This window comes from Streptomyces sp. NPDC001204 (assembly GCF_053598035.1).
In genome coordinates this window covers 29173-52288 of the sequence record NZ_JBSFJL010000011.1, presented here as the reverse complement: position 1 = coordinate 52288, position 23116 = coordinate 29173, and the positions used below count along the sequence as shown (strand labels likewise).

General features: G+C 72.1%; 19 protein-coding genes and 1 pseudogene. 14 read left to right on the top strand and 6 right to left on the bottom strand.

Features of this window, described 5'->3' with window-relative positions; genetic code table 11:
• Positions 1–114 precede the first annotated feature (114 nt).
• From ACWC91_RS17450 to ACWC91_RS17405, 10 genes are all read left to right on the top strand, one after another.
• Positions 115–1806, top strand: coding sequence for a nitrite/sulfite reductase (locus ACWC91_RS17450; RefSeq protein WP_225075673.1), 1692 nt, complete (start codon positions 115–117; stop codon positions 1804–1806).
• Positions 1803–1985, top strand: a complete 183-nt coding sequence (locus ACWC91_RS17445) for a hypothetical protein (RefSeq protein WP_225075674.1) — start codon at positions 1803–1805, stop codon at positions 1983–1985. Before ACWC91_RS17450 ends, ACWC91_RS17445 begins: the two co-directional genes overlap by 4 nt.
• Positions 1982–2692: a phosphoadenylyl-sulfate reductase gene (locus tag ACWC91_RS17440; protein WP_225075675.1), complete on the top strand. Its 711-nt coding sequence runs from the start codon at positions 1982–1984 to the stop codon at positions 2690–2692. The genes ACWC91_RS17445 and ACWC91_RS17440 overlap by 4 nt, the downstream gene beginning before the upstream one ends.
• Positions 2689–3288, top strand: coding sequence for an adenylyl-sulfate kinase (gene cysC, locus ACWC91_RS17435; RefSeq protein WP_225075968.1), 600 nt, complete (start codon positions 2689–2691; stop codon positions 3286–3288). Before ACWC91_RS17440 ends, cysC begins: the two co-directional genes overlap by 4 nt.
• Complete coding sequence (gene cysD, locus ACWC91_RS17430) at positions 3285–4229, top strand: sulfate adenylyltransferase subunit CysD (RefSeq protein WP_225075676.1); 945 nt, start codon at positions 3285–3287, stop codon at positions 4227–4229. Before cysC ends, cysD begins: the two co-directional genes overlap by 4 nt.
• A 2-nt stretch (positions 4230–4231) precedes the next feature.
• On the top strand, positions 4232–5566 hold the full coding sequence (locus tag ACWC91_RS17425) for a sulfate adenylyltransferase subunit 1 (protein WP_450642599.1): 1335 nt from the start codon (positions 4232–4234) through the stop codon (positions 5564–5566).
• A gap of 225 nt (positions 5567–5791) precedes the next feature.
• Positions 5792–6940, top strand: a complete 1149-nt coding sequence (locus tag ACWC91_RS17420; RefSeq protein ID WP_450642597.1) for an aliphatic sulfonate ABC transporter substrate-binding protein — start codon at positions 5792–5794, stop codon at positions 6938–6940.
• 36 nt (positions 6941–6976) lie between these two features.
• Positions 6977–7756, top strand: a complete 780-nt coding sequence (locus ACWC91_RS17415) for an ABC transporter ATP-binding protein (protein WP_141357134.1) — start codon at positions 6977–6979, stop codon at positions 7754–7756.
• On the top strand, positions 7743–8633 hold the full coding sequence (locus tag ACWC91_RS17410) for an ABC transporter permease (protein WP_225075679.1): 891 nt from the start codon (positions 7743–7745) through the stop codon (positions 8631–8633). The genes ACWC91_RS17415 and ACWC91_RS17410 overlap by 14 nt, the downstream gene beginning before the upstream one ends.
• A gap of 6 nt (positions 8634–8639) precedes the next feature.
• Complete coding sequence (locus tag ACWC91_RS17405) at positions 8640–9386, top strand: sirohydrochlorin chelatase (protein ID WP_225075680.1); 747 nt, start codon at positions 8640–8642, stop codon at positions 9384–9386.
• 231 nt (positions 9387–9617) lie between these two features.
• Here ACWC91_RS17405 and ACWC91_RS17400 read toward each other — a convergent pair whose 3' ends face one another.
• Together ACWC91_RS17400 and ACWC91_RS17395 are read right to left on the bottom strand one after the other, a co-directional pair.
• A complete protein-coding gene (locus ACWC91_RS17400; RefSeq protein ID WP_225075681.1) occupies positions 9618–10235 on the bottom strand; it encodes a mycothiol-dependent nitroreductase Rv2466c family protein in 618 nt (205 codons plus the stop codon).
• Positions 10236–10278: 43 nt separating this feature from the next.
• Positions 10279–11370, bottom strand: a complete 1092-nt coding sequence (locus tag ACWC91_RS17395) for a ketopantoate reductase family protein (RefSeq protein ID WP_450643116.1) — start codon at positions 11368–11370, stop codon at positions 10279–10281.
• 67 nt (positions 11371–11437) lie between these two features.
• Between ACWC91_RS17395 and ACWC91_RS17390 the strand changes: the two genes are divergently transcribed.
• Positions 11438–12265: an aldo/keto reductase gene (locus tag ACWC91_RS17390; protein WP_281155536.1), complete on the top strand. Its 828-nt coding sequence runs from the start codon at positions 11438–11440 to the stop codon at positions 12263–12265.
• A gap of 39 nt (positions 12266–12304) precedes the next feature.
• On the opposite strand, the gene ACWC91_RS17385 is transcribed toward ACWC91_RS17390, so the two are convergent.
• Positions 12305–12853 carry a DUF1697 domain-containing protein gene (locus ACWC91_RS17385; protein WP_225075683.1) on the bottom strand — a complete coding sequence of 183 codons (549 nt, stop codon included), beginning with the start codon at positions 12851–12853 and terminating at the stop codon, positions 12305–12307.
• A 259-nt stretch (positions 12854–13112) separates the two neighbouring features.
• Between ACWC91_RS17385 and ACWC91_RS17380 the strand changes: the two genes are divergently transcribed.
• A complete protein-coding gene (locus ACWC91_RS17380) occupies positions 13113–15365 on the top strand; it encodes an MMPL family transporter (RefSeq protein WP_225075684.1) in 2253 nt (750 codons plus the stop codon).
• Between the two features lie 20 nt (positions 15366–15385).
• Here the strand turns inward: ACWC91_RS17380 and mgt are convergent.
• Positions 15386–16634 (bottom strand): annotated as a pseudogene (mgt, locus tag ACWC91_RS17375) (macrolide-inactivating glycosyltransferase).
• A 145-nt stretch (positions 16635–16779) separates the two neighbouring features.
• On the opposite strand from mgt, the gene ACWC91_RS17370 reads away from it, so the two are divergent.
• Complete coding sequence (locus ACWC91_RS17370) at positions 16780–17643, top strand: phosphotransferase (protein ID WP_225075685.1); 864 nt, start codon at positions 16780–16782, stop codon at positions 17641–17643.
• 459 nt (positions 17644–18102) lie between these two features.
• On the opposite strand, the gene ACWC91_RS17365 is transcribed toward ACWC91_RS17370, so the two are convergent.
• Together ACWC91_RS17365 and ACWC91_RS17360 are read right to left on the bottom strand one after the other, a co-directional pair.
• On the bottom strand, positions 18103–18825 hold the full coding sequence (locus tag ACWC91_RS17365; RefSeq protein WP_225075686.1) for a 3'-5' exonuclease: 723 nt from the start codon (positions 18823–18825) through the stop codon (positions 18103–18105).
• A gap of 110 nt (positions 18826–18935) precedes the next feature.
• Entirely contained in the window at positions 18936–20174 is a 1239-nt protein-coding gene (locus ACWC91_RS17360) for an SAV2148 family HEPN domain-containing protein (protein WP_225075687.1), read from the bottom strand.
• Between the two features lie 672 nt (positions 20175–20846).
• Here ACWC91_RS17360 and glgX point away from each other — a divergent pair.
• Positions 20847–22964: a glycogen debranching protein GlgX gene (gene glgX, locus ACWC91_RS17355; RefSeq protein ID WP_225075688.1), complete on the top strand. Its 2118-nt coding sequence runs from the start codon at positions 20847–20849 to the stop codon at positions 22962–22964.
• Positions 22965–23116 lie beyond the last annotated feature (152 nt).

Genomic DNA, 23116 nt, shown 5'->3' with positions numbered 1-23116 from the left:
TTTCCCCGCTTTTCCCGCCTGCGCACAGACGCGCACACCTGCCCGTCTGCCGATGCGCCCTGCGCCCGCGCAGGCAAGAGCCGCATTCCCGCTGTCCCGAAGGACGTATCGACCATGGCCGCCTCTCCGCAGAACCCCACCGCGCCCCGCCGCAAGGTGAGCCGTCACCGCGGCGAGGGGCAGTGGGCCGTGGGGCACCTGACCCCGCTCAACGGCAACGAACAGTTCAAGAAGGACGACGACGGTCTCAATGTGCGGACACGCATTGAGACGATCTACTCCAAGCGCGGTTTCGACTCGATCGACCCCAACGACCTGCGCGGCCGGATGCGCTGGTGGGGGCTGTACACCCAGCGCAAGCCCGGCATCGACGGCGGCAAGACCGCGGTCCTGGAGCCGGAGGAGCTGGACGACCGCTACTTCATGATGCGTGTGCGCATCGACGGCGGCCGGCTGACCACCCGGCAGCTGCGGGTCATCGGCGAGGTCTCGCAGGAGTTCGCGCGAGGCACCGCCGACATCACCGACCGGCAGAACATCCAGTACCACTGGATCCGGATCGAGGACGTGCCGGAGATCTGGAACCGCCTGGAGGCCGTCGGCCTGTCCACGGTCACCGCCTGCGGCGACACCCCGCGCGTGATGATCGGCTCCCCCGTCGCCGGCATCGCCGAGGACGAGATCGTCGACGCCACCCCGGCGCTGGAGGAGATACAGCGCCGCGTCCTGGGCAACAAGGCGTACTCGAACCTCCCCCGGAAGTTCAAGACGGCCATCTCCGGCTCCCCGCTGCTCGACGTGGTCCACGAGATCAACGACGTCGCGTTCGTGGGCGTGCGCCACCCCGAGCACGGGCCCGGCTTCGACCTGTGGGTCGGCGGCGGCCTGTCCACCAACCCCAAGCTGGGCGTGCGGCTGGGCGCCTGGGTGCCGCTGGAGGAGGTCCCGGACGTCTACGAGGGCGTCCTGTCGATCTTCCGTGACTACGGCTACCGGCGGCTGCGCAACCGGGCCCGGCTGAAGTTCCTGGTCGCCGACTGGGGCGCGGAGAAGTTCCGCCAGGTACTGGAGGACGAGTACCTGAAGCGCGGGCTCGTCGACGGGCCCGCCCCCGAGGAGCCGGTCCAGCGGTGGCGCGACCACGTCGGGGTGCACCGGCAGAACGACGGCCGTCACTACGTCGGTTTCGCCCCGCGGGTCGGCCGCGTCGACGGCGCCACCCTGACGAAGATCGCGGAACTGGCCGAGGCGCACGGCTCGGGACGGGTCCGTACCACCGTCGAGCAGAAGATGATCATTCTCGACGTCGAGGGGGACCAGGTCGACTCGCTGGTCGCCGGTCTGGAGGCGCTGGACCTCACGGCCCGGCCGTCCACGTTCCGGCGCGGCACCATGGCCTGCACCGGCATCGAGTTCTGCAAGCTCGCCATCGTCGAGACCAAGGCGCGCGGCGCCACGCTGATCGACGAACTGGAGCGCCGCCTGCCGGACTTCGACGAGCCGATCACCATCAACCTCAACGGCTGCCCCAACGCCTGCGCCCGCATCCAGGTGGCGGACATCGGCCTCAAGGGCCAACTGGTCGTGGACGACCGGGGCGAGCAGGTCGAGGGCTACCAGGTGCACCTGGGCGGCGCGCTCGGCCTGGAGCCCGGCTTCGGCCGCAAGGTGCGCGGGCTGAAGGTGACGGCGCGGGAGCTGCCCGACTACATCGAGCGGGTCCTGACCCGCTACCAGGAGCGGCGCGAGGACGGCGAGCGGTTCGCCGCCTGGGCCGCGCGGGCGTCCGAGGAGGAGCTGTCATGAGCGAGCGGGCCGCCCCCTTCTACTGCCCGTACTGCGGCGAGGAGGACCTCCGTCCCAACGAGGAGGGCCACGGCGCCTGGGAGTGCGCGGGATGCAACCGGGCCTTCCGGCTGAAGTTCCTCGGGCTGCTCGCCCGGGGCGTCGGGCGAACCGGCCACGAAGGGGACGAGGGGATATGACCACGACTCCGGAAGCAGGCGTGGAAGCCGGGTTGAAGGCGCTGGCCGAACAGGCCGGCCGCGACCTGGAGGACGCCTCCGCGCTGGAGATCCTCCAGTGGGCCACCGGCACCTTCGGCCGCCGGTTCTGCGTCACCTCGTCCATGGAGGACGCGGTGGTCGCCCACCTCGCCTCCCGTGCGATGCCGGGCGTGGACGTGGTGTTCCTCGACACCGGCTACCACTTCCCGGAGACCATCGGCACCCGCGACGCGGTCGAGGCCGTGATGGACGTCCACGTCATCACCCTCACCCCGGAGCAGACGGTCGCCGAGCAGGACGCCGAGTACGGCCCGAAGCTGCACGACCGTGATCCGGACCTGTGCTGCCGGCTGCGCAAGGTGCGGCCGCTGGAGGAGGGCCTGAAGGGCTACACGGCGTGGGCGACCGGACTGCGCCGCGACGAGTCCCCGACCCGGGCGAACACCCCGGTCGTCGGCTGGGACGAGAAGCGGCGGAAGGTCAAGGTCTCCCCGATCGCCCGCTGGACCCAGGACGACGTGGACGCCTACGTCGCCGAACACGGCGTCCTGACCAACCCGTTGCTGATGGACGGCTACGGCTCCGTGGGCTGCGCGCCCTGCACCCGGCGCCTGCTGGAGGGCGAGGACGCGCGCGCCGGCCGCTGGGCCGGCAGCGCCAAGACCGAGTGCGGACTGCACGGCTGACCCATGACCGTGCTGTCCACGACCGCTTCCAGACACCTTCCAGACACAGGGAGACACACGTGACGACCGGAGCCACCGTCTGGCTCACGGGTCTGCCGAGCGCCGGCAAGACCACCATCGCGCACGAACTGGCCGGGCGGCTGCGTGCGGAGGGCCATCGCGTCGAGGTGCTCGACGGCGACGAGATCCGCGAGTTCCTCTCCGCGGGCCTCGGCTTCAGCCGCGCGGACCGGCACACCAACGTGCGGCGCATCGGCTTCGTCGCCGAACTGCTCGCCCGCAACGGCGTCAAGGCGCTGGTCCCGGTGATCGCGCCGTACTCCGACAGCCGCGACGCGGTGCGCGAGTGGCACGCGAAGAACGGCACGGCGTACCTGGAGGTGCACGTCGCCACCCCGGTCGAGGTGTGCTCCGTACGCGATGTGAAGGGTCTGTACGCCAAGCAGGCCGCGGGCGAACTGACGGGACTGACGGGCGTCGACGACCCGTACGAGGAGCCCCTGTCGCCGGACCTGCGCGTCGAGTCGCAGCACCAGACGGTCCGGGAGTCGGCGGCTTCCGTGCACACGCTGCTCAGCGAGAGGGGACTGGCATGACGACCGTCGCCAAGACCAAGGCGGGCGACGAGGGGACGGGCAGTCCGTACGCCCTCTCCCACCTGGACGCGCTGGAATCCGAGGCGGTGCACATCTTCCGCGAGGTGGCGGGCGAGTTCGAGAACCCGGTGATCCTGTTCTCCGGGGGCAAGGACTCCATCGTCATGCTGCACCTGGCGCTGAAGGCGTTCAGGCCCGCCGCGGTCCCCTTCTCGCTGCTGCACGTGGACACCGGGCACAACTTCCCCGAGGTCCTCGACTACCGCGACCGCACGGTGGCCGGGCACGGCCTGCGGCTGCACGTCGCCTCCGTGCAGGACTACATCGACCGTGGCGTCCTCAAGGAGCGCCCGGACGGCACCCGCAACCCGCTCCAGACCCTCCCGCTGACCGAGAAGATCCAGTCCGAGCGGTTCGACGCGGTCTTCGGCGGCGGCCGCCGCGACGAGGAGAAGGCCCGCGCCAAGGAGCGGGTGTTCTCGCTGCGGGACGAGTTCTCCCAGTGGGACCCGCGCCGTCAGCGGCCCGAGCTGTGGAACCTCTACAACGGCCGGCACGCGCCCGGCGAGCACGTCCGGGTGTTCCCGCTGTCCAACTGGACCGAGCTGGACGTGTGGCAGTACATCGCCCGAGAGGGCATCGAGCTGCCCGGGATCTACTACGCCCACACGCGCGAGGTCTTCCGGCGCGACGGCATGTGGCTGACCGCCGGCGACTGGGGCGGCCCCAAGGACGACGAGGCCGTGGAGAAGCGGCTCGTGCGCTACCGCACCGTCGGCGACATGTCGTGCACCGGCGCCGTGGACTCCGACGCCGACACCATCGAGAAGGTGATCACCGAGATCGCCGCCTCGCGCCTCACCGAGCGCGGCGCCACCCGGGCCGACGACAAGCTGTCCGAGGCCGCGATGGAAGACCGCAAGCGCGAGGGGTACTTCTAGAGATGACCACGACCACGACCACGGACCTGGCGGCCACGACCCTGCTGCGGTTCGCCACCGCCGGCTCCGTCGACGACGGCAAGTCCACCCTGGTGGGCCGGCTGCTCCACGACTCCAAGTCGGTCCTCGCCGACCAACTGGAGGCCGTGGAGCGTGCCTCCGCGAGCCGCGGCCAGCAGGCCCCCGACCTCGCGCTGCTGACGGACGGGCTGCGCGCCGAGCGCGAGCAGGGCATCACCATCGACGTGGCCTACCGCTACTTCGCCACCCCGCGCCGCCGGTTCATCCTCGCGGACACCCCGGGCCATGTGCAGTACACGCGGAACATGGTCACCGGCGCGTCCACCGCCGAACTGACGGTGATCCTGGTGGACGCCCGCAACGGCGTGGTGGAGCAGACCCGCCGGCACGCGGCGATCGCCGCGCTGCTGCGCGTGCCGCACGTGGTCCTGGCCGTGAACAAGATGGACCTGGTCGACTACCGGGAGTCCGTGTTCGCCGCGATCGCCGAGGAGTTCACGGCGTACGCCACCGAACTGGGCGTCCCGGAGGTGACCGCCGTCCCGATCTCGGCGCTGGTCGGCGACAACGTGGTGGAGCCGTCCTCCACCATGGACTGGTACGGCGGCCCGACCGTCCTGGAGCACCTGGAGACGGTCCCGGTCAGCCACGACCTGGCGCACTGCCACGCGCGGCTGCCCGTGCAGTACGTGATCCGGCCGCAGACCGCCGAGCACCCCGACTACCGCGGCTACGCCGGCCAGATCGCCGCCGGCAGCTTCCGGGTCGGCGACGAGGTCACGGTGCTGCCGTCCGGCCGCACCACCCGGATCTCCGGCATCGACCTGCTCGGTGAGCCGGTCGACGTGGCCTGGACGACGCAGTCGGTGACGGTCCTGCTCCAGGACGACATCGACGTCTCGCGCGGCGACCTGATAGTGCCGAGCAATGACGCGCCCGCCACCACCCAGGACGTGGAGGCGACCGTCTGCCACGTCGCCGACCAGCCGCTGACCGTCGGCCACCGGGTGCTGCTCAAGCACGGCACCCGCACGGTCAAGGCGATCGTCAAGGACATCCCGTCCCGGCTCACCCTGGACGACCTGTCCCTGCACCCGCACCCCGGGCTGCTCGTCGCCAACGACATCGGCCGGGTGAAGATCCGCACCGCCGAGCCGCTGCCGGTCGACTCCTACGCCGACTCGCGGCGCACCGGCTCGTTCATCCTGATCGACCCCTCCGACGGCACCACGCTCACCGCGGGCATGGTCGGCGAGTCGTTCGCCTCGCCGGTACCGGTCAAGGACGCGGCGGACGAGGACGGCTGGGACTTCTGACCATGAACTCCCCCGACTTCTACTCGACGTTCGCCAAGGAGGGCGGCCGCGTCGGCAGCGGCGTCCTCGGCAGCGGACAGGGCGGAGTGGCCCGATGTGTGCGCTGACGTACGCGCACTGCCCGCGCGCCCTCACCCCCCACCCCCCGCGTAGACGAAGACCTGCCGACCTCCCGGCCACGACCTGACGGGCGTGACCGCCGGGCCTGCGAGAGGACAGCCTCCCGTGCCAGCCAACCTTGCCCCGTTCCGCAACCGCCCGACCGGGGGCTCCCCCGGGCCCGTACTGCGCCGCGGCCTCGCCGTGGTCGCCGCCCTGCCCCTCCTCGCGCTCGCCGCCTGCGGCTACGGCTCCCAGGCCGACGACGACGGCGCCGAGCAGAAGGTGGCCGCCGGGGCCGAGAAGACCGACGGTCTCGACTCGGTCAGGATCGGCTACTTCGGCAATCTGACGCACGCGACCGCGCTGGTCGGGGTGCAGAAGGGCTTCTTCCAGAAGGAGTTGGGCGCGACGGTCGTCAAGCCGTCGGTCTTCAACGCCGGGCCGTCCGAGATCGAGGCCCTCAACTCCGGCTCCATCGACATCGGCTGGATCGGCCCGTCCCCGGCGATCAACGGCTACACCAAGTCGGACGGCAAGAGCCTGCGCATCATCGGCGGTTCGGCCTCCGGCGGGGTCAAGCTCGTGGTCGACCCGGCGAAGATCAAGTCCCTGAAGGACGTCAAGGGCAAGAAGATCGCGACTCCGCAGCTGGGCAACACGCAGGACGTGGCGTTCCTCAACTGGATCGCGGAACAGGGCTGGAAGGTCGACGCGCAGAGCGGCAAGGGCGACGTCTCCGTGGTCCGCACCGACAACAAGATCACCCCGGACGCCTACAAGTCCGGCTCCATCGACGGCGCCTGGGTGCCGGAGCCGACCGCGTCCAAGCTGGTCGCCGAGGGTGCGAAGGTGCTGCTGGACGAGGCGTCGCTGTGGCCCGACAAGAAGTTCGTGATCACGAACATCATCGTGTCGCAGAAGTTCCTCAAGGAGCACCCGAAGGCCGTCGAGGCGGTACTGAAGGCCTCCGTGGACACCAACAAGTGGATCAACGCCAACCCGGACGAGGCGAAGGCCGCGGCGAACAAGCAGCTGGGGATCGACTCCGGCAAGGAACTGCCGGAGAACGTCCTGGACCCGGCCTGGAAGTCCATCCGGATCACCGACGACCCGCTGGCCTCGACCCTCGACGCCCAGGCGCGACACGCGGTCAAGGCGGGCCTGCTGCAGAGCCCGAAGCTGGCCGGCATCTACGACCTCGCCCCGCTGAACAAGGTCCTGAAGGCCGCGGGCGAGCCGACCGTCAGCGACGCCGGTCTCGGCGCCGAGTAAAGCCCGTAGCCGAAGAGTTCCCAGGAGGTGACGACCATGGCCACGACCCTTGCCAGGGCCGCCGAGACCGTAGAGCACGCGGCCCGCCTCGAGAACGTCTCGAAGTCCTTCGCGGCACCGGGCGGGCAGCAGCTCGTCCTGGACGGCATCAGCCTCGATGTCGCCCCGGGCGAGTTCGTCACCCTCCTGGGGGCCTCGGGCTGCGGCAAGTCCACCCTGCTGAACCTGGTGGCGGGGCTGGACCGGCCGACCGCCGGGTCCATCACGACGGACGGCCGCCCCGCCCTGATGTTCCAGGAGCACGCCCTCTTCCCCTGGCTGACCGCGGGCAAGAACATCGAACTCGCCCTCAGGCTGCGGGGGGTGGCGAAGCCGGAGCGGCGCGGCCGGGCCGAGGAGCTGCTCGAACTCGTCCGGCTGAAGGGCGCGTACGGCAAGCGCGTCCACGAACTGTCCGGCGGGATGCGCCAGCGCGTGGCGATGGCCCGCGCGCTGGCCCAGGAGAGCAACCTGCTTCTGATGGACGAGCCGTTCGCGGCGCTGGACGCCATCACGCGGGACGTCCTGCACGACGAGCTGACCCGGATCTGGCAGCAGACCGGGGTGTCGGTGCTGTTCGTCACGCACAACGTGCGCGAGGCGGTGCGGCTGGCCCAGCGCGTGGTGCTGCTGTCCTCCCGTCCGGGCCGGGTGGCCCGCGAGTGGACGGTGGACATCCCGCAGCCGCGCCGCATCGAGGACGCGCCGGTGGCGGAACTGTCCCTGGAGATCACCGAAGTCCTGCGTGGGGAGATCCGCCGACATGGCCAGCACTGAGACGAAGACGGCGCGGGGCGGCGAACTGGCCGACGTGGAGGCCGGTCTCGACGCCCTGGAGACCACGGCGGCCGGCCGTACGCCGCTGCGCCAGACCCTGGTCAACAAGGTCCTGCCACCCGTCGTGGCGATCGCGGTGGTCCTGGTGGTCTGGCAGGCGCTGATCTCCCTCAAGGTGGTCGACGACCCGAGCAGGCTGCCCTCTCCCGCCGACGTGGGCGGCGAGTTCAAGGACGCCTGGCTGCAGGGCAAGCTGCTCGGCTTCATCTGGACGTCCGTCTCGCGCGGTCTGCTGGGCTTCCTGTTGGCGCTGGCGATCGGCACCCCGCTGGGCCTGCTGGTGGCCCGGGTGAAGTTCGTGCGGGCGGCCATCGGCCCGATCCTGTCCGGTCTCCAGTCGCTGCCGTCGGTGGCGTGGGTGCCGCCGGCGGTGATCTGGCTGGGCCTGGACAACTCGATGATGTACGCGGTGATCCTGCTCGGCGCGGTCCCGTCCATCGCCAACGGCCTGGTGTCCGGCATCGACCAGGTGCCGCCGCTGTTCCTGCGGGCGGGCCGCACGATGGGCGCGACGGGTGTCCGGGGCGCCTGGCACATCGTCCTGCCGGCCGCGCTGCCGGGCTATCTGGCCGGTCTGAAGCAGGGCTGGGCGTTCTCCTGGCGCTCGCTGATGGCGGCGGAGATCATCGCCTCCTCGCCGGACCTGGGCATCGGCCTGGGCGCGCTGCTGGAGAACGGCCGCAACGCCAGCTCCATGGCCATGGTGTTCGAGGCCATCATCCTGATCCTGTTCGTCGGCATCGCCATCGACCTGCTGATCTTCAGTCCGCTGGAGCGGTGGGTACTGCGCAGCCGCGGTCTTCTCGTGAAGAGCTGAACGCCCATGATCTCCCAGCCTGTTCTCCTCGTCGTCGCCCACGGCAGCCGCGATCCGCGCCATGCCGCGACCGTGCACGCCCTGGTCCGCCGGGTCCGGGCGCTGCGCCCCGGGCTGCGCGTGGAGACGGGCTTCCTGGACTTCAACATTCCGTCCGTGCCGGGCGTGCTGGAGTCCCTGGCGGCCGACGGGGTGCGGGACGTCGTGGCGCTGCCGCTGCTGCTGACCCGCGCCTTCCACGCCAAGGCGGACATCCCCTCGGTGCTGCGCCGGGCGCCGTCGCGGCTGCGGATCCGGCAGGCGGAGGTCCTCGGCCCCTCACCGCTGCTGACGGACGCCCTGGAACGCCGTCTGTACGAGGCGGGTCTCGACCCCGCCGACAAGTCCTCGACCGGGGTCGTGCTGGCCTCGGCGGGGTCCTCCGACCCGGAGGCGATCGCAGTGATCGCAGAAATCGCGCGGGAGTGGCGGCACACCGGCTGGTGCGCCGTGCGGCCTGCGTTCGCCTCCGCATCCCTGCCCCGCACCGAGGACGCGGTGCGGGAACTGCGGGAACTGGGCTGCGCCAAGGTCGCGGTCGCGCCGTACGTGCTGGCACCGGGTTTCCTGCCGGACCGTATCGCTCGGGGCGCGGCCGAGGCCGGGGCCGACGTGCTGGCCGGGGTGCTCGGCCCGGCGCCGGAGGTGGCCCGGGTCCTGCTGGAGCGCTACGACGCCGCCCGGCGGCCGCTGTCAGCGGCCCTGGGGGCCTGACGGGCGGGCGCCCGATCCGGCCGCGGCCCGGCACTCCCCCGTGGTGCCGGTCCGCGGACGGTCCGACCACCGGCCGCCGTTGACCGGCGAGCGGTGGTGTCGTTCAGTTCAGCGTGCGGTGGTGCGCAAGTGTCACTGCCGTACGACGGGCGGGGATCCGGATGTGGATCTTCCAGCCCAAGCCGTGCGCCGAGGGACGCGCGGCCGGCGCGCGGCCGGGTCGGTCGCGGCTCAGTCGAAGCGGAGTGATCCGGTGCGGGTCCGCTTGAGCTCGAAGAAGTCCGGCCGGGTCGCCAGGACCCGGAAGGCGTCGAACAGTTCGGCCGCCTCGGCCCCGCGCGGGATGGCCCGCAGCACCGGGCCGAACCACACCGTTCCGTCGACATGAATGGTGGGCGTACCCACATACACGCCCGTGTCCGGCTCGGCGCCCGCCTCATGACTGCGCCGTACCGCCTCGTCGTAGGACGGGTCGTGGGCGGCCGCCGCGAGGTCCTGGTCGAGTCCGAGTTCGGCCAGGGACGCCGCGACCACGGAGTCGAAGTCCTCCTCCCCGCGCTCGTGGATACGGACGCCGAACGCGGTGTACAGGTCCCGCAGCACCTTCTCGCCGTGCCGCTCGGCGGCGGCCACCGCGACACGTACCGGGCCGATCGACCTGTCGACCAGTTCCCGGTACCAGTCGGGCAGTTCGTTGCCGGTGTTGTGCAGGTACAGGCTCATGACGCGGAACCCGAGGTCGAGCGGACGCTCGCGTTCCACCTCCAGCAGCCAGCGGGAGGTGATCCAGGCGAAGGGGCAGGCGGGGTCGAAGAAGAAGTCGACGCGGGTCGGCGAGTCAGTGGTCATGCCGTCGACGCTAGCGGGCGATTGGCACAGGATCGCGGTCCAATCAGGAGGTCTTTTCGTGGGCCACCCGGCCCGCCGGGTCCACCTGGTCCAGCGCGTCCGCCTGGGCCGCCCACCCCCTTTGGTCCGCCGATTCCACCGCGTCAGCCAGCCGCACCAGTTCCGCCGGCGGCAGCGAGCCGGGCGCCCGGCGCTCTCGCGCGAACGTGCCGGCCAGGTGCTGGAGCAGTTCGTTCAGCGGTGCCGGAACGCCGTGCAACCGGCCCAGGAGCACGATCTCCCCGTTGAGGTGGTCGGCCTCGATGGACCCGGTACCGCGCACGAGGGACTGCCAGGAGGAGCCGCCGCCACGCGGGGCGCCGGGCAGCGGCACCAGGGTGATCTTGTCGCCGCGGACCTTCTTCTGCTCCTCCGTACTCGCCCACGGGATGCCGGCGGCGGCGAGCACCGCCTCGCCCTCGGCGCGCACCCTCGCGTACAGCGCCCGCGCCTCCTCGCTGTCCAGCGGGCCGCTGACCGCCTCGATCGCGTTGGCGAGGTTGCCGAGCAGCTTGGCGTACTGCCAGCGGCTCACGTCCGGCACGACCGGCGCCTCGAAGCGCGCCGACTCCAGGTCGGCGGAGATCCGCCGCAGGGTGTCGTCGGTGCCGCGCGGGTAACGGCCCAGGTGCAGCAGGCCGGTGAGCGGAGTGCCGGCGGCCGAGACGGCACCGGGTTCGACGTGGGTCGCGGGCAGCCAGACGCAGACGCCGTACACGTGCCGGAAGCGGCGCAGGGCGAGCCGCTGCCCCTCCACCCCGTTCTGCGCGCACAGCAGCGGCAGCGTCCGCTCGGCCGTACCGCCGCCCGCGACCGGCGCCGGGCCCCAGACCGCCAGCGCCGCCTCGGTGTCCTGCGTCTTGACGGCAAGCACGAGCACGTCGTCGGCGCGCAGTTCGCCGAGCGCCTCGGGCCCGTCCACGGCGGGCAGCCGGTACGTCAGCTCGCCCTCCGGCACCGTCAGCCGCAGCCCGCCCTCCCGCAGCGCCACGAGGTGCGCTCCGCGCGCGACCAGCACGACCTCGCGCCCGCTCTGAGCCAGCCGCCCCCCGATGGCGCCGCCGACCGCCCCTGCCCCGATGATGATGTAGCGCATGGGACGAGCCTCCCACAGCCATCCGCACGCTTCACCGGACGACCGAGGAGACCCTGTGACCCCGGAGATGTTCACGCTCGGCGGCGACCTGCCCGTACGGCGCCTCGGCTACGGCACCGCGCAGCTCACCGGGCCCGGCTACTGGGGCCCGCGCGGCGACTCCCGGGACGCGGTGGCCGTGCTGCGGCGGGCGGTCGAGCGCGGGGCGACCCTGATCGACACCGCGGACAACTACGGGCCGTGCGTCGCCGAGGAACTGGTGGCCGAGGCCCTGCACCCCTATCCCGAGGACCTGGTGATCGCCACCAAGGGCGGGGTGGTCCGCACCAGCGACAGCGCCTGGCACATCGACGGGCGGCCGGAAGCACTGCGGGCGATGTGCGAGGCGAGCCTGCGCCGGCTGCGGCTGGAGCGCATCGACCTGTACCAGCTGCACCGGCTCGACCCCGCCGTGCCGATGGCCGAACAGCTCGGCGCGCTCGACGAGTTGCGCGAGGAGGGCAAGATCCGCCACATCGGCCTGGACACCGTCTCCGCCGAACAGCTCGCCGCGGCACTGGAGTCGACCCCCATCGCCTCCGTCCAGAACCGCTACAACCTCCTCGACCGCGCGTCCGAGCCGCTGCTGGAGCTGTGCGAGGAGCGCGGGATCGCGTTCCTGCCGTGGTTCCCGCTGGGCAACGGCACGCTGACCGGGCACCCGGAGTGCGCCCGGGTCGCCGCCGCGCACGGCGCCACACCGGGGCAGGTGGCCCTGGCGTGGCTGCTGCACCGCTCCCCCGTGCTCTGCCCGACACCGGGCACGGGCACGCTCGCGCACCTGGAGGAGAACCTGGACGCGGGCGGCGTGTCCCTCCGCGCCGCCGAGCTGTCCCTGCTGGCCGCTCTCGGGTGAGCGCGCCCCACCCGATCGCGTCGATCGCGTCCGCCCGGGTCAGGCGTCCGGGGCGGTCAGCTCGACGAGTTTGAGCACCGTGTTCCAGTTCCGGCTGGTGGCGATCAGGTCCTTGTTCAGCCGCTTTCTGGACAGGTGCTCGGCGAGCTTGGAGCGGCCGAGCCCGTCCGGCGCGTACAGGTACAGGGCCCGGTCGCCGAGGCGGAACTCCTCGGGCAGGTAGGCGTCCCGGTCGATCTCCGCGTAGCGCTCCGCCTCGACGGGCGCGGAGAAATAGGTCACGTGCAGCTGCCGGCCCTCCAGTTCCGCGGCCGGGAACGGGCAGGCCTCGGCGACCGCCCGCAGATAGGCGTGGTCGCGCACGATCACGTCCACCGGGAAGCCGAACCGCTTCTCCAGCGCCGCCGTGAACTCCGCGGCCAGCGATTCCTCGTCGCCGTGACCGGCGGCGAAGACGGCCTGGCCGCTCTGGAGATGTGTGCGCACGCGGGTGTGGCCGAGCTCCGCCACCAGGGTGCGCAGCTCGGCCATCGGGACCTTCTTGGCGCCCACGTTGATTCCGCGCAGCAGCGCGGCGTACGTCGTCATCCGCCCACGATAGAGCGGCCGGCGGAACGGGCACCCTGATCCGCGCCCCCGAGAAGCCGGGATAGGTGTAGGGGGTCGGCGTACTCCCCAGTGCGGAGGAAGCGGGGTCCGGCAGGAGGAGCCCCGGCGGGCGCACTTCACCGGTCAGCACGACGAGCGGGGCATCCCCCCGCCCCTACCTTCGATGCGGAGGGCGACGGCAGGGGGCCGTCGCCGCGCACGAGGTCCGCAGGGCCTTTCACGAAGGGGCAAGCCCGTCATGGTGAACGGAGAGACACGGGTGCGGGGCCTCGCCGCGCGGGCCGGCGGCTGGAGCGCCCGGCATCGATGGGCTGCCGTCGGTGTCTGGGTGCTGTTCGTCGTCCTGGCGATGGGGCTCGGTACGGCGGCCGGCCGGCTGGACGTCAAGGAGAGCGACCAGCTCAAGGGCGAGACGCACACCGCGGCGAAGATCATCGAGGACGCGGGGATCAAGGAACCGGCGAGCGAGACCGTCCTGATCCAGGCGAAGGACGGCTCCGGCAGGGCCACGGACGCCGGCTTCCGGGCCGCCGTCGGCGACGTGATCACGGCCGTCGAGGGAACCGGCCTGGTCACGGACGTGACCTCGCCGTACGACACGAAGACCATCTCCGGGGACGGCCGCAGCGCGCTGGTGCAGTTCGCGCTGCGCGGCGAGGCGGACACCGCGGGCAAGCGGGTGGAGCCGGTGCTCCAGGCCGTGGCGAACGTCCAGAAGGACCACTCCTCGCTGCTGATCGAGGAGATCGGCGGCGCCAGCATGCAGAAGCAGTACTCCGACGCCTTCGGGGACGACTTCAAGCAGGCCGAGTTCTCCGCCGTGCCCGTGGCCCTCGGCATTCTGCTGATCGCCTTCGGCGCGCTGGTGGCCGCGCTGCTTCCGGTGGCGCTGGCGATCACCGCGATCATGGCGACGATGGGCCTGATGGGCATCGTCAGCCACCTCCAGCCGATGAGCGACACCGCCAACTCCGTGATGCTGCTGGTCGGCATGGCGGTCGGCGTCGACTACTGCCTGTTCTACCTGCGCCGCGAGCGCGAGGAGCGGGAGGCCGGGCGGGACGCGGGGACCGCGCTGCGCATCGCCGCCGCGACCAGCGGGCGCGCGATCATCGTCTCCGGCGTCACGGTGTGCGTGGCGATGGCGGGCATGCTGTTCACCGGGGTCGCCGAGTTCGAGGCGATGGGCCTGGCCTCGCTGATGGTGGTCGCCGTCGCCATGGTGGGCTCGGTGACCGTGCTGCCGGCGCTGCTGTCGCTGCTGGGCGAGCGCGTCGAGAAGGGGCGCCTGCCGTTCCTGCGGCGCGACCGGCGCGGCAACGGGGAGAGCAGGTTCTGGACGGCCGTGCTGCGGCGTGTGCTGGCCCGGCCCGTGGTGTCGGCCGCGGTGGCCGCGGGCGCGCTGCTCGCCGTCGCGGCTCCGGCACTGGGCATGAAGACCTCGCAGCTCACGCTGGACCAGGAGTTCGGCGACTCGCTGCCCATCGTGCAGACCTACAAGCGGCTCAACGAGGCCTTCCCCGGCGGCTCCCAGCCCGCCCAGGTGGTCGTGAAGGCCGAGAACGTCAACGCCCCCGAAGTGCGGCAGGCGTTGACCGCGTTCAAGGAGCGGGCCATCGCCTCGGGCGCCTCGCGCGGCCCGGTCGACATCAGGCTGCACGAGGACCGGAACGTCGCCCTCGTCTCCGTCCCGCTGGTCGGCGGCTCGGACCTCGACAAGGCGGGCAGGAGCCTGGAGAAGCTGCGTGACGAGGTGCGGCCCGCCACGCTGGGCAAGGTCGACGGCCTCCAGGCGCCGATCACCGGCCAGGTCGCCGGCTCGCACGACTTCAACGCCCAGCTCGTCGGCTCCGTCGTGCCGGTCTTCGTCTTCGTCGTGGTCTTCGCCTTCCTGCTGATGCTGCTGTCGTTCCGCTCGCTGACCGTCGCGATCACCTCGATCGTGCTGAACCTGCTGTCCGTGGGCGCCGCCTACGGCATCCTCGTCGCGGTCTTCCAGCACGGCTGGGGCGCGTCCCTGGTGGGCGCCCACGGCGTCGGCGCGATCGTCACCTGGCTGCCGCTGTTCCTGTTCGTGATCCTGTTCGGCCTGTCGATGGACTACCACGTCTTCGTGGTCTCCCGGATCCGCGAGGCGCGGCTGCGCGGCCGGAGCACGAAGGACGCCATCCAGCACGGCGTGGTCACCACGGCGGGTGTCGTCACCAGCGCCGCGGTCATCATGGTCGCCGTGTTCGCGATCTTCGGGACGCTGTCCATGCAGTCGATGAAGCAGATGGGCGTGGGCCTGGCGGCCGCGGTGCTCATCGACGCGACGGTCATCCGCGGTGTGCTGCTGCCCGCGGTGATGTCCCTGCTGGGCGAACGCAACTGGTACCTGCCCAAGTGGCTGCACCGCCTGCCGGACCTCACCCACGACGAGACCCCGGAGGCGGTCGCGGCCCCGCCCGCCCCTCCCGCTCCGGCCAAGGGCGAACCACTGGGGGTGTGAGCCTCAGCGGGCGGCGCTTGTCACCTTCTCCCGGTTCTCCCGGCGGGCAGTTCGGCCTCGATGAGGTCGGCCGCCCGCCGGGTGCCGCCTTCCTGGGCCATGGCGGCCCGGACGTCCTTCAGCCGCCGCGCCACCTCGGGGTCGCCGACGAGGGCGAGGGCGGTGGCGCGCAGGGTCTCGGCGGTCGCCTCCTCCGTGTCGAGGCGGCGGGCCACGCCGAGGCCCTGGAGCATGTCCGCGTTGCCGAACTGGTCGACGGCCTGCGGTACGGCGATCATCGGCGTCCCGGTGGCCAGGCCCTCCTGGCTGCCCCCGGCCCCGGCGTGCGTGACGAACAGGTCGGCCTGGCGCAGGATCGCCAACTGCGGTACCCAGGACCGCACCTCGACGTTCGCGGGAACGTCGCCGAGTTCGTCCTGACGCACGTGCTTGCCGACCTGGAGCACCGTGTGCCAGCCCGGCAGCTCGCCGAAGGCCCTGACGCACTCGCGGTAGAAGGCGGGCTGTTTGGTGAAGGAGGAGCCGAGCGAGACGAGCACCACTTTCTCGGCCCCGGCGGGCCGCTCCCAGCCGCCCTGCGCCGAGCGGTCGCCCTGGCAGGCGCCGACGAAGCTGTGGACCTTCTCGTCGACCCGGTCGGCGTGCGGTTGCAGCGCGCGGGGGATCAGGACGATCGAGCGGTCGGGGCGGCCGGCGAACGGGTCCGGGTGCTGGGTGATCCCGTTCTCCGCGAGCCACGCCTCGAAGCGGGCGTAGTAGGCCCGGCCCCGCTCGGTCTTCCGGGGCTCGGCCCACATCGGTTCGGCGACCTCCTCCTCGTAGCCCTCCCAGGCCACGAGGTTCGGCGAGAGGGAGATCGCGGGCACGCCCCAGCGGTGGGCGAGGACGCGGGCCGGGTAGGAGGTGATGTCGTGCAGGACGAGGTCCGGCTCGTCGCCCCGATAGGCCTCGATCAGCTGGGGCAGGGCCTGGATCGCGTCGTTCAGGAACGGCTCGACGTTGTCGAGCAGGGTGCTTCCCCAGGCGGAGGGGTCGTCGTCGGGCGAGGGCAGCGTGGAGTTCCAGGGCTTCACCTCCGCGCCGGTCTCGGCGACCTTGTCCGCGAAGACGGGCGGGATGGCGTACGTCACCCGGTGTCCGCGTGCGACGAGTTCCCGGATCACTTCGAGGCTCGGGTTCACGTGTCCGTGGGCGGCGACGGAGAACATGGCGATGTGGGTGCGAGTGGGCATGCCCCGGACCCTAGGCGAGACGATACGTCTCGTGCAACGCGGTTTCGGCGCCTGCGGACGGATCGCCCCGTCCGGGACACCGGACACCGGTCCCGACCTGTGCGGATGCGACACTGACCCGGCGAAAAGGGCGGGGCTACGGCGCGGTTGCCGGTGCCCGGACGAGGACTCGGAGGCGGACGATGGACGAGGCGCGGGCTCGGGAGGTACTGGCCGGGACGGGGGTGTTGCCCGGTCCGGCACGTGACGCGCGGCTGCTCGCCCTGGGCGAGAACGCGGTGTTCGCCGCCGGGGACCTCGTCGTCAAGGTGGGCCGGGACGCCGAGCTGTGGGACCGGGCGCGGCGCGAGCTGCGGATCGCGCTGTGGCTGGCCGAGGCCGGTGTCCCCGCGGTGCGGGCCGCCGCCGCGGAGGCGATCCTCGCCGAGGGGCATCCGGTGACCGTGTGGCACCGGCTGCCCGATCCGGTGCGGCCCGCCGAGCCGCGGGACCTCGCCGAACTGCTGCGCCTGGTCCACGCCCTGCCCGCCCCCGGCTTCGAGCTGCCGCGCCGCGAGCTGCTCGGCGGCGTGGAGCGCTGGCTGCGGCTCGCGGGCGACTCGGTCGACCCGGCCGACGCGGCCTATCTGCGGGAGCGCCGCGACGGCTTCGCGGCGGCCGCCGCCGCGCTCGTCCCGCAGCTGCCGCCGGGCCCGATCCACGGCGACGCGCTGCCACGCAATGTGCACATCGGTCCGGACGGGCCGGTCCTGGTCGACCTGGAGACCTTCTCCTCCGACCTGCGCGAGCACGACCTGGTGGTCATGGCCCTGTCCCGGGACCGCTACGGCCTGCCCGCCGAGGCGTACGACGCCTTCACCGGGACGTACGGCTGGGACGTACGCGAGTGGGAGGGCTGCCCGGTGCTGCGCGGCGCCCGCGAGACGGCCAGCTGCGCCTGGGTCGCCCAGCACGCCCCCAGCAACCCCAAGGCACTGGCCGAGTTCGAGCGCCGGGTGGCGTCCCTGCGGGACGGCGACCCCACCGTGCGCTGGTACCCGTTCTGACCCTTCCGCCCCGGGACCGGTCACCGGCACGGCAACAGCCGCCGACCCGGGACGAGCGAGAGCCGGCCCGCGGGAACGACGAGCACGACCGAACCGGCAAGCCGGTCGCCGGGACCGCACCCCGGCACGCCGGCACCCGTGACCGAACCGGCGAGCCGGTCACCCGGACCGCGCTCCCGGCGCCCCGGGCTCAGACCGTCGCACCCGCCGGCTGCCGCAGCGGCCAGGCGCGGTCAACCAACGCCTCCGGGTCGCCCTTGCGGCGCGGGACGAACGGGAACCGGTCTACGGGCACCACGAGCGCGACCGAACCGGCGAGGCGGTCACCCGGAACGCGCCCCCGGCGACCGTGACCGGACCGGCAAGCCGGCCGCAGCGAGTGGAACCGGCCCGCGGGCACCACGAGCGCGACCGAACCGCCAAGCCGGTCGCCCGGACCGTCTCCCCGGTACCCCGGGCTCAGACCGTCTCGTCCGCCGGATGCCGCAGTGGCCATGCGCCGTCGATCACCGCGTCCGGGTCGCCCTTGCGGCGCAGGAAGTCCTGGAAGTCCGCCGCCCAGGCGGCGTGCCACTCGATCTGGCGGCGGTGCAGCTCCGCCGGGCCGAGGGCCGCGACCTTGGAGTGGCGGCCGGCTATCGCGGCGGCCAGCCGGGCCGCCGCGAGGGCGTCGGCCGAGGCGTCGTGGGCGGCGTCCAGGACGACGCCGTACTCCGCGCAGACCGCCTCCAGGGTGCGCTTGCCCCGGCGGTACCGGTCGGCCCAGCGGTCGATGGTGTACGGGTCGACGACCGGCCCCGGCTCCGCTCCGCCCAGGCGGTCGCTCAGGGACGGCAGTCCGTACCGGCGCAGTTCGGCGGAGAGCAGGGTCAGGTCGAAGGCCGCGTTGTACGCCACGACCGGCACGCCCGTCTTCCAGTAACCGGTCAGGGCGTCCGCGATGGCGTCCGCGACCCGGTCGGCCGGCTCGCCCTCGGCGGCCGCGCGTTCGTTGCTGATCCCGTGCACCGCCACCGCGTCCGCCGGGATCTCCACGCCGGGATCCGCCAGCCACTCCCGGCGACCCGCCGGTTCCCCTCCCCTGACCTCGATCACGGCCCCGGTGACGATGCGCGCCTCGCGCGGATCCGTCCCGGTCGTCTCCAGGTCGAAGCCGATCAGCAGCTCCCGGTGCCAGCCCATGGCGGCCCCCCCTTCTCGGTGGTGCGTTCCCCCAGTGGCCTCCACGATCGCACGCGCCACTGACAATCCGAGGACCACGTTCCGCTTTCCGCCCAGGGGCTGAGGGCGTTTCAGGACACCGGGCGCGAATCCACCCACATCAGCTCGAACTCCTCGCGATAGGCGGAGAAGAGCCCGCCCTCGTCGATCTCGCCGGGTTTGACCACCTTGTTCCCGTTCCGCAGGACGAAGACGGGGGCCTCCATGCCACGGCTGCGCCGCAGATAGGACTGCACGACCGCGATGCCGTCCGAGCCGTCGCCGTCGACCAGGTAGGCGGTGACGCGGGGGGTCTCGTCGTAGACCTGGATCTCGAAGGCGCCAGGGTCGCGCAGCCGGCCGCGCACCCGGCGCATGTGGAGGATGTTCATCTCCACCGAGCGGCTCAGCTCCCCGCGCTTGAGCCCGAGTTCGCGCTCGCGCCGCTTCACCGCGCTGGAGGCCGGGTTCAGGAACAGCAGCCGCACCCGGCAGCCGGACTCGGCGAGCCGCACCAGGCGGCGGCCGGAGAAGTTCTGCACGAGCAGGTTGAGACCGATGCCGATGACGTCCAGGCGGCGGGCGCCGCCGAAGATGTCCTCGGCCGGGAACTGGCGCAGCAGCCGTACCCGGTCGGGGTGCACCGCGACCACGTCCGCGTACCGGTCGCCGACGAGGTCCTCGACCGCGTCGACCGGCAGCCGCCGGGCGGAGGGCACGTCACCGCCGGTGCCGAGGATGTCGAGCAGCCGCGCGGAGGCCCGCTCGGCCTGGCTGAGCACCGTCCCGGACAGGGCCCGGTTGCGGGAGACGACGTTGCGGGCCACCTCCAGCTCGTCCAGGGCGAGTTCGACGTCCCGGCGCTCGTCTATGTAGGGCGCGAAGCACGGCCAGTGCTGCACCACCAGCTCACGCAGCTGCGGCAGGGTGAGGAAACTGATCACGTTGTCGTCGGCCGGGTCGAGCAAGTAGCCCTTGCGGCGGCTGACTTCGCGTACCGCGACGGCCCGCTGCACCCACTCCTGACCGGCCGGTCCGGCGGCGGCCACCACCCAGTCGTCGCCGTGGACGGGCTCGTAGACGGGGCGCAGCACGGCGGCCACGACGGCGCGCAGCCGCTGTTCGACGAGGTTCAGCCAGATGTAGGCGCGGCCGGCCCGCTGGGCGCGCGTGCGCACCTCGCGCCAGGCGCCCGCGTCCCAGTCCAGCTCCGGCCCGATGGCACCCGCGTCCATCGGCCGGGCGAGGGACACCGCACCGGACGGGACGTCTGCGGAGTGCCCCTCGTGACCCTCGTCACCAGGGGGCAGCTCCAGGCCTCCCGAGCCCACCCGTGCACCGCCTTCCGCTCCCCCGGGCACTCCCCGTCCCAACGATCAAGGAAGGGTACTCCGGGAGCGGCGCGCGACGCAGCCGGATGCACAGCTCCTTTCTCAACTTCCGCACGCTATTTGCCCGTTCCGACGGGGCGGGGCCTGCCGAGTGAGCTGATTCATAGCCGGTGACCGGCACCGGCCGCCGTCCGCGTCCCGGGCGGCGCCGTACTCCCCGTGCCCGCCACCCCGCCGGGTGAGGGCCGGTCAGCCCGTTGACCCACGGGCACGCCGGGCAGGAATCGCGTCCTGCGGCAGCGGAGCGGAGTGCTGCCGCATCCGGGTTCCGGCGCGCGGAACGCCCCGGCGGCCTGCCCGGCGGAGCCGGACGAAAGCGAACGCGTGTACCGGCATCCGCCGATCGGGGTGATCGCATCGGAAGAACGGACTCCGCCCGCGTGATACCCGTCCGGGGCAGGTCCGGACCCGGCTGGTGTCGAGGGCGCGGACCTCCTGGAGCGCTGCTCCAGGAGGCGGCCCGAGGCAGGAGTCCCCGCTCCTCCAGGAAGGGGAGTGGTCAATCCACCGGTTCGGCACACGGACGTGCGTCATAGGCGCATCCCCGACTTTCGTGGAGACTCGGAGTCAAGGCGCCACCCGCGGCGCCGCACACCTGAAAGAGTCGTGTCCATGCAGGTCTGGCCTGGAGAGGCGTACCCACTCGGCGCCACGTACGACGGCGCCGGCACCAACTTCGCGGTCTTCACGGAGGCCGCGGACCGAGTGGAGCTGTGTCTGCTGCACGACGACGGCTCGGAGACGGCGGTGGAACTACGGGAGAGCGACGCCTTCGTCCGGCACGCGTACGTGCCCGGCGTCATGCCGGGACAGCGGTACGGGTTCCGGGTGCACGGTCCGTACGCCCCGGAGCGCGGACTGCTCTGCAACTCGGCGAAGCTGCTGCTCGACCCGTACGCGCGTGCGATCAGCGGCTCGATCCGGTGGGGCGAGGAGGTGTACGGCTACCACTTCGACGACCCCGGGCGGCGCAACGACCTGGACTCCGCGCCGCACACCATGACGTCCGTCGTGGTCAACCCGTACTTCGACTGGGGCGACGACCGGCTGCCGCGCCGCGGCTACCACGAGACGGTGATCTACGAGGCCCATGTCAAGGGCCTCACCATGCGGCACCCGGGGCTGCCCGAGGAATTGCGCGGCACCTACGCGGGTCTCGCCCACCCGGCGGTCATCGACCATCTGACCGAACTCGGCGTCACGGCCCTTGAGCTGATGCCCGTTCACCAGTTCGTGAACGATCACCGCCTGGTCGACCTGGGCCTCAACAACTACTGGGGCTACAACACGATCGGCTTCTTCGCCCCGCACAACGCCTACGCCTCCTGGGGCGACCGCGGCCAGCAGGTGCTGGAGTTCAAGTCGGCGGTCCGGGCGCTACACGAGGCCGGGATCGAGGTCATCCTCGACGTCGTCTACAACCACACCGCCGAGGGCAACCACCTGGGCCCGACGCTGTCCTTCAAAGGCATCGACAACCCGCGCTACTACCGGCTCACCGACGACCCGCGCTACTACATGGACACCACGGGCACCGGGAACTCCCTGCTCATGCGGTCCCCGCACGTGCTCCAGCTGATCATGGACTCGCTGCGGTACTGGGTCACCGAGATGCACGTCGACGGCTTCCGCTTCGACCTGGCGGCCACCCTGGCGCGGCAGTTCCACGAGGTGGACCGGCTGTCGTCGTTCTTCGACCTGGTGCAGCAGGACCCGGTGGTCTCCCAGGTGAAGCTGATCGCCGAGCCCTGGGACGTCGGCGAGGGCGGCTACCAGGTGGGGAACTTCCCGCCGCTGTGGACCGAGTGGAACGGCAAGTACCGCGACACCGTGCGGGACCTGTGGCGCGGCGAACCGCGGGCGCTCGCCGAGTTCGCCTCCCGGCTGACCGGCTCCTCCGACCTCTACCAGGACGACGGCCGCCGCCCGCTGGCCTCGATCAACTTCGTCACCTGCCACGACGGTTTCACTCTGCAGGACCTGGTCTCGTACAACAACAAGCACAACGAGGCCAACGGCGAGGACAACCGGGACGGCGAGAGCCACAACCGGTCCTGGAACTGCGGCACCGAGGGCGAGAGCGACGACCCCCGGGTGCTCGAACTGCGGGCCCGGCAGGCGCGGAACTTCGTCGCGACGCTGATGCTGTCCCAGGGCGTGCCCATGATCAGCCACGGTGACGAGTTCGCGCGCACCCAGCGGGGCAACAACAACGCCTACTGCCAGGACAACGAGCTGTCCTGGGTGCGCTGGCCGGAGCCCGGCGAGCAGGACGGCGAACTGCTGGACTTCGTCCGGGCGATGGCGGGGCTGCGCAGGGACCACCCGGTCTTCCGGCGGCGCCGCTTCTTCCACGGGCGGCCGGTGGAGGGCACGCACGACGAGCTGTCCGACATCGCCTGGTTCACCCCCGAGGGCCGGGAGATGACCCAGCAGGACTGGGACTCGGCGCGGGCCTCCGCGCTGACCGTCTTCCTCAACGGCAACGCGATCTCGGAGCCCGGCACACGCGGGGAGCGAATCGCCGACGACTCCTTCCTGCTGCTGTTCAACGCCGCGCCGAAGCCGCTCGAATTCGCCGTGCCGGTCGATCACGGGCGCCAGTGGCAGGTGGTGGTGGACACCGCGCGCACGGACCCGGTCCCGCCGGGCACCGGCCCCAAGGTGCGGGCCGGGGACCGGCTCACCCTGACGGACCGCAGCCTGACGGTACTGCGACGCCCGGCTTAGCGCTCCCAGGGCCGGAAACCGGGGTGTCGCTCCCCGGGGCGGAAGCCGGGGTGGCACTCCCCGGGGCGGAAGCCGGGGTGGCACTCCCCGGGGCGGAAGCCGGGGTGGCACTCCCCGGGGCGGAAGCCGGGGTGGCACTCCCCGGGGCGGAA

Coding starts and splice junctions, on each gene's coding strand:
- ACWC91_RS17450 (WP_225075673.1), top strand. CDS start 115: ATGGCCGCCTCTCCGCAGAACCCCACCGCGCCCCGCCGCAAGGTGAGC.
- ACWC91_RS17445 (WP_225075674.1), top strand. CDS start 1,803: ATGAGCGAGCGGGCCGCCCCCTTCTACTGCCCGTACTGCGGCGAGGAG.
- ACWC91_RS17440 (WP_225075675.1), top strand. CDS start 1,982: ATGACCACGACTCCGGAAGCAGGCGTGGAAGCCGGGTTGAAGGCGCTG.
- cysD (WP_225075676.1), top strand. CDS start 3,285: ATGACGACCGTCGCCAAGACCAAGGCGGGCGACGAGGGGACGGGCAGT.
- ACWC91_RS17425 (WP_450642599.1), top strand. CDS start 4,232: ATGACCACGACCACGACCACGGACCTGGCGGCCACGACCCTGCTGCGG.
- ACWC91_RS17415 (WP_141357134.1), top strand. CDS start 6,977: ATGGCCACGACCCTTGCCAGGGCCGCCGAGACCGTAGAGCACGCGGCC.
- ACWC91_RS17410 (WP_225075679.1), top strand. CDS start 7,743: ATGGCCAGCACTGAGACGAAGACGGCGCGGGGCGGCGAACTGGCCGAC.
- ACWC91_RS17405 (WP_225075680.1), top strand. CDS start 8,640: ATGATCTCCCAGCCTGTTCTCCTCGTCGTCGCCCACGGCAGCCGCGAT.
- ACWC91_RS17400 (WP_225075681.1), bottom strand. CDS start 10,235: ATGACCACTGACTCGCCGACCCGCGTCGACTTCTTCTTCGACCCCGCC.
- ACWC91_RS17395 (WP_450643116.1), bottom strand. CDS start 11,370: ATGCGCTACATCATCATCGGGGCAGGGGCGGTCGGCGGCGCCATCGGG.
- ACWC91_RS17390 (WP_281155536.1), top strand. CDS start 11,438: ATGTTCACGCTCGGCGGCGACCTGCCCGTACGGCGCCTCGGCTACGGC.
- ACWC91_RS17385 (WP_225075683.1), bottom strand. CDS start 12,853: ATGACGACGTACGCCGCGCTGCTGCGCGGAATCAACGTGGGCGCCAAG.
- ACWC91_RS17380 (WP_225075684.1), top strand. CDS start 13,113: ATGGTGAACGGAGAGACACGGGTGCGGGGCCTCGCCGCGCGGGCCGGC.
- ACWC91_RS17370 (WP_225075685.1), top strand. CDS start 16,780: ATGGACGAGGCGCGGGCTCGGGAGGTACTGGCCGGGACGGGGGTGTTG.
- ACWC91_RS17365 (WP_225075686.1), bottom strand. CDS start 18,825: ATGGGCTGGCACCGGGAGCTGCTGATCGGCTTCGACCTGGAGACGACC.
- glgX (WP_225075688.1), top strand. CDS start 20,847: ATGCAGGTCTGGCCTGGAGAGGCGTACCCACTCGGCGCCACGTACGAC.